The sequence below is a fragment of the Microvirga sp. HS2 genome, from assembly GCF_055792805.1.
Genome location: NZ_JBVVAJ010000020.1, coordinates 1 through 12,640 on the forward strand (window position 1 = coordinate 1; position 12,640 = coordinate 12,640).

The window sequence follows — 12,640 nt, forward strand, 5'->3', positions numbered from 1 at the left end:
GCGGATCGCCTCGATCAGGGTTTCGGGAATGCCGCACAGGCCAAAGCCCCCGGCCATGATCGTCATCCCGTCCTTCACCAGTCCCGCCAGCGCCGAACCCGCGTCGCTGTAAACTTTGTTCATGAACGCTTCCTCCCGGACATATCCCATCCCCTCAATTCTTTGAAACGATATAAGCCGACACGGTGCAACCTAGCCTCAATTTAGACAATCCCGTCCTATGGATATATGAGATCAATTGCTTATTCGCCCTGCTGCCCACAGAAGGCATATTTTTCATCCCTTGCGGGGCGGAGCACAAGGTTTAACACTGTAAAGCTATGTCCCGCCGCGTCACCCTCCTAATCGCGCTGTTCGCCGTTGCCCTCGTCGGAGCAGCAGCTGCTCCCTGGACCCTGAGGGAGAACGGGCTGTCGTCCGCTCTCTCCAATCATATGCGGGAGCGCTACGGGCTGGATCTGACGGTCAAAGGCCGCAGCACCTTCGCCGTTCTGCCGATCCCCCGGGTCAAGTTCGAGGACGTGACGCTGTACTTCCCGGACCGGGCGCTCAGGGCCGAAGGCGGAACCCTGCGCGGCGAGATCCGGATATTCCCGCTCCTGTTCGGGCGGGTCGAGCTCTCCGACTTCGACCTGAGCGACAGCCGGATCACGGCCTCCGCCCAGGCGATTCAGGGATTGAATTGGGGTGAGGCGTTCAAGAGCCGCTCCCGCGCGCTTCATGCCCGGCGTCTGATCCTCAATCGAACCACGATCCAGTGGACCGATCTGAAGAACGCAGATCTTGACGTAGGGGAACTCGTGATCCGCTGGACCGGCGAGAACGAGCCGCTGACCGCCTACGGAAACGCCATGTGGCGCGGCGAACGGGTGTTTCTGACGGAAGCCTCCATCCATCCCGATCGCCTCGCCTCCGGTGGGATCAGTCCGATCAGGCTGGCCATGACCGGCCCGTCCGCCCGCCTGAACCTGCAGGGCGACGCTCAGCTCGGCGTCAATCCGGGCATGACCGGCGAAGGGGCCATCGAGGCCCGGTCCGTGCGGGACTTCGTCCGCTGGAGCGGCATGAAACTGCCCTTCGGCCCCCTCATCAAGGCGTTTTCCGTCAAGGGAGACTTCTCCTTCGACCGCCGGCGCCTGTCCTGGCCTTCCGCGACGGTGACGCTCGGCGAAGACAAGCTGGAAGGCACAATGGCGGTTCGCCTCGACACGAAGCAGCCCGTGATCACGGGGACGCTCGCGGCGGACGACCTCGACCTGACCGACCTCTTCGCGCCCTTCGCGCAGGCCCGCACCTCGTCCGGCAGCTGGAGCAAGGATCCCCTCGATCTCGCCCATGTGACCGGCAGCGATCTCGATCTGCGTCTGTCCGCGTCGTCCGCACACCTGGGAAAGCTGCGGGTCGAGGACATGGCCGCCAGCGTTCTCGTCCGCCCTGGAGAAATCGAGGCGTCGATCAGCCGCGCCGGCTTTCATGACGGCAGCCTGAAGGGCCGCCTTTCGCTCGCCTCCGTCAATGGAGCCACCGAGTTCAAGAGCCAGGGCACCTTCACCGGAATCGAGATTGCGCCTTTCCTGAGCAGCATCGGAGAGCCGCGCTGGATCACCGGACAGGCCAAAGGGCAGTTCGTCTTCGAAGGCAGGGGCAAGAACACGGTCGAAGTGGTCCGGCAGGCCCAGGGGCGCAGCACGATCACCGTACGCGAGGGCGAACTCGTCGGCATCGCCCTGGGCGATGCCCTGAAGCGCGTGGAAAAGCACCCCCTCCTCGCCTCGCTCAACTGGAAAGGCGGCCGGACCCCGTTCCAGGAAGCCCAGGCGCAGATCGTCGTTCAGGACGGCGTCGGTGAGGTGACGGAAGGAAAGCTCACATCCGCCGACCTGACGGTGGAACTCAAGGGCGAGGTGCTGATCGTGGACCGCACGCTCAATCTGAAGGCGGAGGTGTCATCCACCGCCTCCCCATCATCCGCTATCGCGTTCGATATCGACGGTGGATGGGACGACATCACCGTCATGCCCGACGCCCGGTCCCTCATCGAGAAATCCGGCGCCGCGAAGCCCCTGCTCCCGGCGCGCCTGCCCACCGGCAAACCGACGCCGGAGGCAAGTGCACACTAGAGCATCGGACCCAAAAGTGGACTTGCACTTTTGGGATTTATCCGATGCTCCACTCTTTAGATCAGCGCATCGTTCATGCGGAAAACCGGGTCCACTTTTTCGCACGATGCGCTAAGCATTGTTCGAACCGGGAACGGCGGCCACTTTTCGCTGACGGAGCCCTTCGGGCCGCTAGCGCGGCCCTCTGGGACTGTATGATGCGCTAAGCGTCGCGCTGGGAGCGCAACGCCGAGCGCTTGCTGATCAGAGTCGCCGAGATCACGCCGAGCGTCACAAGACCGATCAGAATCGTCGAGGCTGCGTTGATCTCCGGAGAGAGACCGAGACGGACTTGGCTGTAGATCTTGATCGGCAGCGTCGTCGCGCCCGGCCCCGTGTTGAAGCTCGCGACCACGAGGTCGTCGAGCGACAGGGTGAAGGCGAGCAGGAACCCCGCCACGATGGACGGAGCGATCAGCGGCAGCGTCACGGAAAAGAACGTGCGCAGCGGAGGCGCGCCGAGATCCATCGCGGCTTCTTCCAGCGAGCGGTCGAAGGTCGTCAGGCGCGCCTGAACCACGACCGTGACGAAGCACATGGTGAGCGTGGTATGGGCGAGCGTAACCGTCCAGAAGCCGCGGTCGAGATCGATGGCCACGAAGAAGAGCAGCAGCGACAGGCCGGTGATGACCTCCGGCATGACCATCGGCGCGTAGATCATCCCCGTGAACAGCGTTCGCCCCGGAAAGCGCCCGTATCGCGTCAGCGCGAGCGCAGCGAGCGTGCCGAGCACCGTCGCGATGCTGGCGGACAGCAGCGCGATCCGGAGTGTGACCCAGGCCGCTTCCATGAGGGCCTCGTTGCGGAACAGCGCTCCATACCAATGGGTGGAGAAGCCGCCCCACACGGTGACGAGCCGCGACCCGTTGAAGGAATAGATGACGAGCAGCAGGATCGGCAGGTAGAGGAACGCGAAGCCCAGAACCAGGGACGTGACGTTGAAGACACTCAGGCGGCGGGTCATGGCCGCGCCTCCATGCGTCGCGCCTCGACGTCGCGATAGATCACGATGGGCACGACGAGGATGATGAGGAGCAGGATGGCGACGGAAGAGGCCAGCGGCCAGTCGCGGTTCGAGAAGAACTCGCTCCAGAGCTGACGTCCGATCATGAGCGTTTCCGAGCCGCCGAGCAGATCGGGGATCACGAACTCGCCTACCGCCGGGATGAAGCAGAGAAGAGACCCTGCGATGATGCCCGGCATCGCGAGCGGCACCGTGATCGTCCAGAAGGAGCGCCACGGGGGCGAGCCGAGGTCGAGAGCCGCCTCCAGCAGCGTGTCGTCCATCTTTTCCAGGGTGGCGTAGAGCGGCAGCACCATGAAGGGCAGATAGGCATAGACGATGCCGATATAGACCGCCCATTCCGTATTGAGGATCTCGACGGGTTCGGAGACGATTCCGACGCCCATGAGCGCCTGCGTGAGCAATCCTTCAGGCTTCAGAATCGCGATCCAGGCATAGATGCGGATCAGGAAGCTCGTCCAGAACGGCAGAATGACGAGGGCGACCAGCAGCGAACGATGCCGCTCGGGAGCCCGCGCCATGCCATAGGCGATGGGAAAGCCCACGAGCAGCAGCAGCGCCGTCGAGATCGCGGCGATGCGCACCGACGAGAGCGTAGCCCGGAAATAGAGATCGTCCTGCGTCAGCATCTCGAAGTTTTCGAGATCGAGCGCGCTGAAGAAGCCTGCGATGTCGCTCCACTCGAAAACGGGTCTGTAGGGCGGCTGGGCGACGGCCGGATCCGACAGGCTGATCTTGAGCACCGTCAGGAAGGGTACGAGGAAGAACACGCCGAGCCAAAGATACGGCACGGCGGGCACTAGCCCAGCGGTGAGCCTTTTGGTGAAGGAACGCTCGTTCATGGCTATTCCGCCAGAATGACCGCCGCGGCGGGCGCGAACGTGACATAGACCTGCTCGTCCCAATCGATGGGGTTCTCCACGAAGCGGGATACGTTCGCGCACGAGACGCGCAGGATTTCGCCGGTCGCGAGCCGGATCCGGTAGACGGTCCAGTCGCCGAGATAGCCGATGTCCCAAATTTCGCCGGTGAGCACATTCATGGCCCCGGGGCCCGGCTTCTCACGCTGGACGACCATCTTCTCGGGCCGCACGGCAATGGCGACCGCCTGGCCAGAATGCAGCACCTCGTCGGGATCGTCGATGGTGAGCGGCGTGTCCGCAGACGCGGTCTTCACGCGCCAGAGGCCATTCTCCTGCCCCTGCACATGCCCTTCCAGGATGTTCACGTCGCCGACGAATTCCGCGATGAAGCGCGTCTTGGGCTGCTCATAGATTTCGCCGGGCGTCGCCACCTGAACGATGCGGCCATGATCCATGACCGCGATGCGGTCGGCCATGGTCATCGCCTCCTCCTGGTCATGCGTCACCACCACGAAGGTCATGCCGAGTTCGTGCTGAATGTCCATCAGCTCGAACTGGGTCTCCTCGCGCAGCTTCTTGTCCAGGGCGCCGAGCGGCTCGTCGAGCAGGAGAACCTTCGGCCTTTTCGCGAGCGCGCGGGCGAGCGCGACGCGCTGGCGCTGGCCACCGGAGAGCTGGCTCGGGTAGCGCTTGGCGAGCTTCTCGAGCTGCACGAGGCGCAGCATCTCGCCCACGCGGTCGGAAATCTCGGATTTGGGCAATCCGTCCTGCTTCAGGCCGAAGGCGATGTTCTTCTCCACGCTCATATGCGGGAAGAGCGCGTAGGACTGGAACATCATGTTCACGGGACGGCGATAGGGCGGCACGCCTTCCAGGCTCTGACCCGCCAGGGTGATGACGCCCTCGGTCGGAAACTCGAATCCGGCGAGCATCCGCATGAGGGTCGTCTTGCCGCATCCGGAGGGGCCGAGGAGGCAGAAGAACTCGCCCTCGAAGATATTCAGCGTCAGGTGATCCACCGCCACGGCGTCGCCGAAGCGCTTCGTCACGTTCTCGAAGCGGATCAGCGGCTTGGCATCGGGATCGGCCCAGGGAGCGAAGGTGCGGCGCACGGCGCCGACGGAAGCGGATTGGCGGACTGGAGGAGGCAAGATGTTTATACTTCGACCTTTGGTTGGAAAGATCCGCGCAAGCTATGATGTTCGGCGCGCAAGAACAACAACTTAAAAACCGGATTTTCACCATCGGGACGGGAGTCGGGCGGCACGGAACAGCCTGCGAACCCGCATCTGGGAGCTTGAAATGCGGCGGCCGAGGGCTTATAAAGTACCCATATTATTAGCACCCTATCAATATGAGCCCTAACGAAGCGCGACCATGACGGCAAAGATGACGTTCTCCGAGGAACTGTGGAAGGTCAGCCGGAAGATGCGGACCCTGTTCGACGCGCGCGTCCGCGCCGAGGGACTGACCCTGCCCCGCGCCCGCACGCTGATGTTCCTCGGCAAGAAGGACTGCATGAACCAGACTGAGCTTGCGGATGCTCTCGAGATCGAGGGGCCCACGCTGGTGCCCCTCCTCGACGGACTGGAGAAGCAAGGCCTGATCGAGCGACAGCCCGTCGACGGAGACCGGCGGGCCAAGCAGGTCGCCCTGACCGCGGCAGGCCAGGAGCAGGCCGCTCACGTCAACAATCTCGTCAAGGACTTCCGCAGCGACGTGCTGAAGGATGTCAGCGATGCCGACCTCAAGGCGGCCATCCGCGTTTTCCATGCCATGGCTCGGAACATCGAAGCCGCAAGCTGACGGTGGTGCGTTTCCTATGACAGCGGTTCCCAGCAATCGCAGATTTGAACCTTCGTTGCCTGAAGTCGAGGATTCCGAGGCTGTGCCCCCGCCGGAACCTTCCGAGCGTCAGGAGCCGCAGGCGTCGCCCTCCCCTCCGGCGGCGCCTGCTCCCATGCCTGCGCACCGCGCAGCCCTTTACTTTCTCACCTCGGTGCTCCTGTCCCTGACCCAGGGCCTAGGCATGAACCTGATCACGGCAAACCTGCCTCAGATCCAGGGCAGCCTCGGCGCGACGACGAATGAGTCCATGTGGCTGGTCGCTGCCTATCTGGCGCCGAATGTCAGCCTCTCCGTCATTCTCATCAAGGTCAGGAACCAGTACGGATTGCGCCGGTTCGCCGAGCTCGGGATCCTGGGCTTCGTGCTCGTCGCGGCGATGCATCTTTTCGTCAGCGACATGCAATCGGCGCTGATCGTCCGTTTCTTCAGCGGCATCGTCGCCTCGCCCATGTCGTCGCTCGCCTTCTTCTACATGCTGGAGCCCCTGCCTCAGGCGAAGAAGCTCAGCCTCGGGCTGAGCCTCGCGCTGACGAACACGACTCTCGGCGCGCCGATCGCCCGTCTGATCGCGCCGAGCCTGCTGGACATCGGCCAATGGCACGGCCTTTATCTGCTCGAGGCCGGATTGGCCATGATGGCCTTTGCCGGGGTGTATACGCTGCCGCTGACGGCTCCTCCCCGCGCCAAGGTGCTGCATTGGCTCGACGTCGTGAGCTACATCTTCCTCGCCCTGGGTTTCGGCCTGACGGCCATGGGCCTGACCGTCGGCCGGTTCTACTGGTGGTTCGAGGTTCCGTGGCTCGGCGTCATGTTCGCGTGCGCGATCGCTGCCCTGACCGTGGCCGTTCTCATCGAGCTCAACCGCGAAAGCCCGTTCCTCGACATCCGTTGGCTCACCAGCAAGCAGACGCTTCACTTCGCGGGCGTCCTCCTGCTGTTCCGGTTCGCGCTCTCAGAGCAGACCAGCGGCGCCTATGCCTTCTTCCAGGCGTTGGGGTTGCAGAACGAGCAGCTGAGCACCCTCGCCTGGGTCATCCTGGCCGGCAGCATGGCCGGCGGCGTGGCCTGCGCCGCGTTCCTCAAGACGGGGCGCGAGCCCCTGTTCCACATGGTCGCCCTCTGCTGCCTGACCGTCGGCGCCTATATGGACAGCCAAGCCACCAACCTGACCCGGCCGGCGGAGATGTATGTCAGCCAGGCGCTCATCGCGACGGCCGGCACGCTCTTTCTCCCTCCCGCCATGGCGGCCGGCATGGTGTCGGCGCTGCAGAAGGGGCCGAACTACATTCTCAGCTTCATCGTCGTCTTTCTGGCGACCCAAAGCCTCGGCGGCGCGCTCGGATCGGCGGTGCTCGGCACCTTCGTCACGTGGCGTGAGAAGTTTCACTCGGCCGCCCTGGTGGAGCACATCACGCTCACGAATCCTGTCGTCGCCCAGCGCATCAGCCAGCTGTCCGGCGCGTATGGCCGCGTCCTGACGGACAAGTCACTTCTGAATGCCGAAGGCCTGGCGCTGCTCAGCCAGCAGGCGACGAAGGAGGCTTATGTCCTGGCCTACAACGATGCCTTCCTCGTGATTTCCATCCTGTCAGGCGTCGCCCTGGCGATGCTGACGATTCACCTCGCAGTCATCGCCATCGGCAGGCGGCTTTCCCCTGCTCCTCAACCCTCCGCCGGTTAACGACCATCCGATTGACCCACATGTTGAAACTCTTCCGATCCGCCGTTTCCATCGCCGCTCTGCTCCTCGGCCTCGCCGGGGTCGTTCTGGTTCTCTATGCCTGGCGCCTGCCGCCGTTCACGAGCACGGTGCAGACCACCGAGAATGCCTATGTGCGCGGACAGGTCACGATCATCAGTCCGCAGCTCGCAGGCTATCTAGCGGAAGTCCCCGTGCAGGATTTCCAGCACGTGAAAGCCGGACAGGTGCTGGTGAAGATCGACGACCGGATCTTCGAGCAGAAGCTGCAGCAGGCGAAAGCGACGCTTTCCAGCCAACAGGCGGCTCTCGCCAATTCGGAACAGAAGCGCCGGTCGGATGAAGCCCGCATCGCGTCGAGCGAAGCGCAGGTCGACAGCGCGCGGGCGGCCCTGACGGCCGCGGAGGCGAACTGGAAGCGCATCGAGCCTCTGCTGGAGCGCGGCGTGACGACCCAGAGCCAGGCCGATCAGGCGCGCGCCTCTCTCGATCAGGCGACGGCGGCCCTGCATCAGGCCGAGGCCGCGCAGGAAGTCGCGCGCCAGGATCTAACCTCGACCCTCGTCAATCGCCAATCGCTCGAAGCGGCCGTGCAGAGCGCCGAGGCCGCGGTTCACCTGGCCGAGATCGACCTTCAGAACACCCGCATCGTCGCGCCGCAGGACGGCCGTCTCGGCGAGGTCGGCGCGCGCGTGGGCCAGTACGTGGCGGCCGGCACGCAGCTCATGGCGCTCGTGCCGGAGAAGATCTGGGTCATCGCCAACTTCAAGGAAACGCAGCTTGCCGGAATGAAGGTCGGCCAGCCCGTCACCTTCACCGTGGACGCTCTCCAGCATGCCGAGCTCACCGGACATATCGAGCGCTTCTCCCCGGCGGCCGGCTCGGAATTCAGCGTGCTCAGGGCCGACAACGCCACCGGCAACTTCACGAAGGTCGCCCAGCGCGTGCCCGTGCGCATCGCCATCGATCCGGACCAGCCCCTCGCTGAGCGCCTCGCACCCGGCATGTCGGTGATCGTGAGCGCCGATACCTCGACCGCAACCGCGGATGTACACGCGACCGGAGCCACTCCGCAGGCCCAGGCCGCGGAGCGGTGACGGCGATGGACGAAGGCAGTCCCTGACGCGAAGCAACGTGTCGGGCTGCGCTCCGACTCCTTTCAAGCGGTCACGCTGGAACAACCGATTGACTGCGCCGTTGCGGGATCATCGGCAGAAGGAGTTTCCAGATGCCCGACATAAAGCAAAGCCCAACCGTCAGCGGCGGCTTGAAGCGCTCCAAGGGTCCGGTCCCCTCCGCCGAAACGCAGAACTCCAACTCCAGCGCGGAAACTTAGGCCTCGCACGGGTTGACGCCGGCAGCCGCACGGATCTGCCGGCGATTGCGACATGGAGGTTCACCATGAGTGCAACCGGTCTCGACGTTTTCGATAAAACCCTTCACACGACGAATACCTGGCTCAACGAAATCATGGAGCCGCTCGGCACCGACCGGCACGTCGCCTGGCATGTTCTGGGCTCCGTTCTGCGGGCGCTGCGCGACCGGATTCCCTTGGAACTCACAGCCCATCTCGGCGCGGAGCTGCCCCTTCTCGTGCGCGGATTGCTCTATGACCGCTGGCAGCCTGCGGCGGCCCCGGCACGCTACCGCTCGCTGGGCGACTTTCTCCGGCGCGTCGGCGAAGACTTGAGCTCCACCCGCCCTGTCGATCCGGAGGATGCGTGCCGCGCCGTCTTCACCGTCCTGACGCGGCATCTCCCCGAGGGACAGGTGGAGAAGGTGCGGCACGCATTGCCGGAGGATGTTCGGGCGATCTGGCCCGAGAGAGACGCGCTCAGCGACCGGACCCGTGTCGAGATCGAGGTCGACGAAGCCCGTCTCTCCCGCGAAGCGTGAGCCGACGGACGCCGTCACGGCAGCGAGATCGTGGTGTCCCGTAGCCATCCCTCCCGCCTCGGGAGGTTCCCTCATGGCGCGCCCATGATTCATGGAACGGCGACCTAACGACGGGCGTAAACTCGGACCATGAGTCTCAGGAGAAAGCATCGGATGGGTCCCAAAAGTGCAAGTCCACTTTTGGGTCCGATGCTCTAATGCCCCCCGGCTCCGGCGGGAGCCGCGCGCGGCTTCTTGATGAAGGGCAAGGCGAAGATCAAGCCTAAGAACAGCACGGTCAGCAGCAGGAACACATCCGCGAAAGACATGACCATGGCCTCGCGCCGGACCATGTTGGACAGGTTCTTGATCGCCGCCGTGCCGGCATCGGTGCCGAGGGACTGAAACTTCAGGGTCATGGAATTCAGCGTCTCGACCGCCGTCGAGCGGCCCCAGTTCACGCTCTCGCGCAGCCGCTGGAGATGAAGATCCAGCCGGTCGTTGAGAACCGTGTTGATGAGCGCGAGACCGACCGCGCCACCCAGATTACGGGTGAGATTGTAGAGACCCGAAGCATTCTTGATGCGCTCCGGCGGCAGCGTGCCGAGCGCGATGTTGTTGATGGGCACCATGCAGATCATGAGGCCCACGCCACGGAAGATCTGGGGCAGGAAAAGCTCCCAGAAATCCCAGTCCTTGGTGAGCCCGCTCATCATCCACGTGCCGAAGGCGAAGGCCGCGAAGCCGATGCCCATCATGACGCGAGGGTCCATCTTGCGCGACAGGATGCCCGCGACAGGCGCCATGAAGAACATGGTCGCGCCCGACACGAACATGGTCTCGCCGATCTGCAGGGAGGAATAGCCCCGCACGCGGCCGAGATAAACCGGGTAGAGATAGGTCAGGCCGTAGAGACCGATGCCCATGACGAAGCTGAAGGATGAGCCCGCCAGGAAGTTGCGGTCGGCGAAGGCGCGCAGATCCACGATTGGGTGCTTGGCCGTGAAGGCCCGATAGAAGAAGCCCACCGCTCCAACGACGCAGACGATAGTGAGGATCAGCACCGCCTCGTCCTGGAACCAGTCGTTGGTCGGCCCCTCTTCGAGCACGTATTCGAGGCTGCCGAGAAACGCCGCCATGAAGCCGAGGCCGGCCCAGTCGAAGCTCTTGAAGAGCTCGAGATTGGGCTCGTCGAAATCGACCAGAAGGTAGGTGGAGATCGTGACCAGGATGCCCGGCACGATGTTCACGAGGAACAGCCAGTGCCACGAGAACAGGTCCGTCAGATAGCCGCCCAGCGTCGGTCCGATGGTGGGCGCAAGCGTCGCCACGAGGCCGATGATCGGGGAGATCACGGGCCGCTTCTCCGGCGGGAAGACCGTGAACGCCGATGCGAACACGGTCGGGATCATTCCGCCGCCGATGAACCCCTGCAGCGCGCGGTAGATGATCATCTGGTCGATATTGGTGGCGGTCGCGCACAGGAAGCTCATGATCGTGAAACCGCCCGCCGAGATGACGAACATCCAACGTGTGGAGAGCACCCGCGAGAGCGTGCCCGACAGCGGGATCATGATCACTTCCGCGATCAGATAGCTCGTCTGGACCCAGGAGATTTCGTCGGAGGATGCGGACAGGCCCGCCTGGATCTCGGACAGCGAAGCCGACACGATCTGGATGTCCAGGATCGCCATGAACATGCCGAAGACCATGCAGAAGAACGCAAAGGTCCTGCGCGCGCTCACCGGTGCGGGCCTTGCGGCCGGCGCGCCGGCCTTCATGCTTGTGACGGCAGCGGAAGCGGCCATGTCGTCCTGCTCTGGTCTTACCGGTTGGCGCTGGCCGTCTTCTGCGGCTCAGCCGAGGTCCGCGTATCGACATCGACGACGACGGAGAGACCGGGGCGCAGCAAGCCCTGCTGAGCGACCTCGGGGCTCACGGCCACACGCACGGGCACGCGCTGGACGATCTTGGTGAAGTTGCCGGTAGCGTTCTCGGGCGGCAGCAGGCTGAACACGGCGCCGGAGGCCGGCGAGACGCTCTCCACAGTGCCCACGATGTCCGCATCGGGGAAGGCATCGACCTCGATCTTCACCTTCTGGCCCGGCTGGAGATAAGCGAGCTGCGTTTCCTTGAAATTGGCATCCACATGGACGCTGCTCAGCGGAACAAGGGCGGCCAGGCGTGCACCCGGCTGCACGAAGGTCCCGACCTCCACGGCCTTGTTGCCGATCACGCCATCGGCCGGCGCGCGGATTTCCGTGAAGGACAGATCGCGCTCCGCCTTGTCGACCGAGGTCTGCAGCTCTGCCGCGACGCGTCGGGCCTCGTTCTGCTGTGCTCCGAGGACATCGACATTCGCCTTGGCGGCAGCGAGGGCCGCCTGCGCGCTCTGGACATTCGCCTGGGCGCTGTCCCGGGCAGCCTTGGCGTTCTCGAGCGAAGCGCGGCTGGTATAGTCGGACCGGGCGAGCTGCTGCTGGCGCGCATAGTCGCTCTCGGCCCGCTCGAACTGGGCCTGGGCTGCCGCGATCTGCGCCTCGGCCTGGGCCACGGAGGCGCGGCCCGCCTCGATCTGACGGCCGATGCGCTCGATGGCGCTCTCCTGGGTGGCGAGCTTGTCCTTGGCCCCTTGCAGGGCAAAGCGGTAATCCCCGTCGTCGATCTTGGCGATCAGATCGCCCGCCTTGACACTCTGGTTGTTGGTGACCGCCACCGAGGAAACGTAGCCGGAAACCTTGGCCGAGAGGATCGTGATGTCGGCCTGGACGTAGGCGTCATCGGTTGAAACCATGAAGCGGCCGTCCGTCCACCAGTGATGGCCTTCGTAGCCGCCGAACGCCAGGGCGCCCAGCAGAATGGCGACGATCACCGGCTTCTTGCGGGATTTGGCCCTGGCGGGCGCAGCCGCGTTCCGGTCCGGGGCGCCCTGCCCCGTCTCGGCCGCCTGTTCCGCTTTCTGAGCTTGGGCGGGCTGTCGATCCACGACGGGCTCGGACATGCCCTGTCCGCCCTTCTCGAATTCGTCCCGATAAGCCATCGAACCCTCTTTCCGACAACGCGAACCGCCCCGACCGAAAGTTTCGATCCGTTCTTGCGGCATTGAACTATAATGACTAAGTGGATCACATATGATTTGACCGAACCGTTCGGTCAATAGCCGGGAGGTGAC

General features: G+C 64.2%; 11 protein-coding genes. 5 read left to right on the forward strand and 6 right to left on the reverse strand.

Annotation, left to right across the window (positions count from 1 at the left end):
* On the reverse strand, window positions 1–123 hold a 123-nt coding region (locus ACS5Q0_RS16910), incomplete at its 3' end, for a CoA-transferase (RefSeq protein ID WP_473126343.1).
* Between the two features lie 197 nt (window positions 124–320).
* Between ACS5Q0_RS16910 and ACS5Q0_RS16915 the strand changes: the two genes are divergently transcribed.
* Window positions 321–2,120 (forward strand): AsmA family protein, encoded by a 1,800-nt coding sequence (locus ACS5Q0_RS16915; RefSeq protein WP_473127821.1) that lies wholly within the window; start codon window positions 321–323, stop codon window positions 2,118–2,120.
* Window positions 2,121–2,322: 202 nt separating this feature from the next.
* On the opposite strand, the gene ACS5Q0_RS16920 is transcribed toward ACS5Q0_RS16915, so the two are convergent.
* The 3 genes from ACS5Q0_RS16920 to ACS5Q0_RS16930 are packed head-to-tail and all read right to left on the reverse strand — an operon-like array spanning window position 2,323 to window position 5,197.
* On the reverse strand, window positions 2,323–3,123 hold the full coding sequence (locus tag ACS5Q0_RS16920) for an ABC transporter permease (RefSeq protein ID WP_473127822.1): 801 nt from the start codon (window positions 3,121–3,123) through the stop codon (window positions 2,323–2,325).
* A complete protein-coding gene (locus ACS5Q0_RS16925; protein WP_473127823.1) occupies window positions 3,120–4,025 on the reverse strand; it encodes an ABC transporter permease in 906 nt (301 codons plus the stop codon). The genes ACS5Q0_RS16920 and ACS5Q0_RS16925 overlap by 4 nt, the downstream gene beginning before the upstream one ends.
* Before the next feature lie 2 nt (window positions 4,026–4,027).
* Window positions 4,028–5,197, reverse strand: coding sequence for an ABC transporter ATP-binding protein (locus ACS5Q0_RS16930; RefSeq protein ID WP_473127824.1), 1,170 nt, complete (start codon window positions 5,195–5,197; stop codon window positions 4,028–4,030).
* A 226-nt stretch (window positions 5,198–5,423) separates the two neighbouring features.
* Here ACS5Q0_RS16930 and ACS5Q0_RS16935 point away from each other — a divergent pair, with 226 nt between their 5' ends.
* The 4 genes from ACS5Q0_RS16935 to ACS5Q0_RS16950 all read left to right on the forward strand — a co-directional run bounded on the left by ACS5Q0_RS16935 (window position 5,424) and on the right by ACS5Q0_RS16950 (window position 9,489).
* Window positions 5,424–5,852, forward strand: a complete 429-nt coding sequence (locus tag ACS5Q0_RS16935; RefSeq protein WP_473127825.1) for a MarR family winged helix-turn-helix transcriptional regulator — start codon at window positions 5,424–5,426, stop codon at window positions 5,850–5,852.
* A gap of 154 nt (window positions 5,853–6,006) precedes the next feature.
* Window positions 6,007–7,575, forward strand: coding sequence for an MFS transporter (locus ACS5Q0_RS16940; protein WP_473127826.1), 1,569 nt, complete (start codon window positions 6,007–6,009; stop codon window positions 7,573–7,575).
* 20 nt (window positions 7,576–7,595) lie between these two features.
* Window positions 7,596–8,690, forward strand: coding sequence for an HlyD family secretion protein (locus ACS5Q0_RS16945; protein WP_473127827.1), 1,095 nt, complete (start codon window positions 7,596–7,598; stop codon window positions 8,688–8,690).
* A 304-nt stretch (window positions 8,691–8,994) separates the two neighbouring features.
* Window positions 8,995–9,489, forward strand: coding sequence for a DUF2267 domain-containing protein (locus ACS5Q0_RS16950; protein WP_473127828.1), 495 nt, complete (start codon window positions 8,995–8,997; stop codon window positions 9,487–9,489).
* A gap of 194 nt (window positions 9,490–9,683) precedes the next feature.
* Here the strand turns inward: ACS5Q0_RS16950 and ACS5Q0_RS16955 are convergent, their stop codons facing one another.
* Window positions 9,684–11,276 (reverse strand): DHA2 family efflux MFS transporter permease subunit, encoded by a 1,593-nt coding sequence (locus tag ACS5Q0_RS16955; protein ID WP_473127829.1) that lies wholly within the window; start codon window positions 11,274–11,276, stop codon window positions 9,684–9,686.
* Between the two features lie 17 nt (window positions 11,277–11,293).
* Entirely contained in the window at window positions 11,294–12,508 is a 1,215-nt protein-coding gene (locus ACS5Q0_RS16960) for an HlyD family secretion protein (RefSeq protein WP_473127830.1), read from the reverse strand.
* Between the last annotated feature and the right edge of the window lie 132 nt (window positions 12,509–12,640).

Excerpts from the sequence above, each read along its gene's own strand:
- ACS5Q0_RS16915 (WP_473127821.1), top strand. The coding sequence starts at position 321 with ATGTCCCGCCGCGTCACCCTCCTAATCGCGCTGTTCGCCGTTGCCCTC.
- ACS5Q0_RS16920 (WP_473127822.1), bottom strand. The coding sequence starts at position 3,123 with ATGACCCGCCGCCTGAGTGTCTTCAACGTCACGTCCCTGGTTCTGGGC.
- ACS5Q0_RS16925 (WP_473127823.1), bottom strand. The coding sequence starts at position 4,025 with ATGAACGAGCGTTCCTTCACCAAAAGGCTCACCGCTGGGCTAGTGCCC.
- ACS5Q0_RS16935 (WP_473127825.1), top strand. The coding sequence starts at position 5,424 with ATGACGGCAAAGATGACGTTCTCCGAGGAACTGTGGAAGGTCAGCCGG.
- ACS5Q0_RS16940 (WP_473127826.1), top strand. The coding sequence starts at position 6,007 with ATGCCTGCGCACCGCGCAGCCCTTTACTTTCTCACCTCGGTGCTCCTG.
- ACS5Q0_RS16945 (WP_473127827.1), top strand. The coding sequence starts at position 7,596 with ATGTTGAAACTCTTCCGATCCGCCGTTTCCATCGCCGCTCTGCTCCTC.
- ACS5Q0_RS16950 (WP_473127828.1), top strand. The coding sequence starts at position 8,995 with ATGAGTGCAACCGGTCTCGACGTTTTCGATAAAACCCTTCACACGACG.
- ACS5Q0_RS16955 (WP_473127829.1), bottom strand. The coding sequence starts at position 11,276 with ATGGCCGCTTCCGCTGCCGTCACAAGCATGAAGGCCGGCGCGCCGGCC.
- ACS5Q0_RS16960 (WP_473127830.1), bottom strand. The coding sequence starts at position 12,508 with ATGGCTTATCGGGACGAATTCGAGAAGGGCGGACAGGGCATGTCCGAG.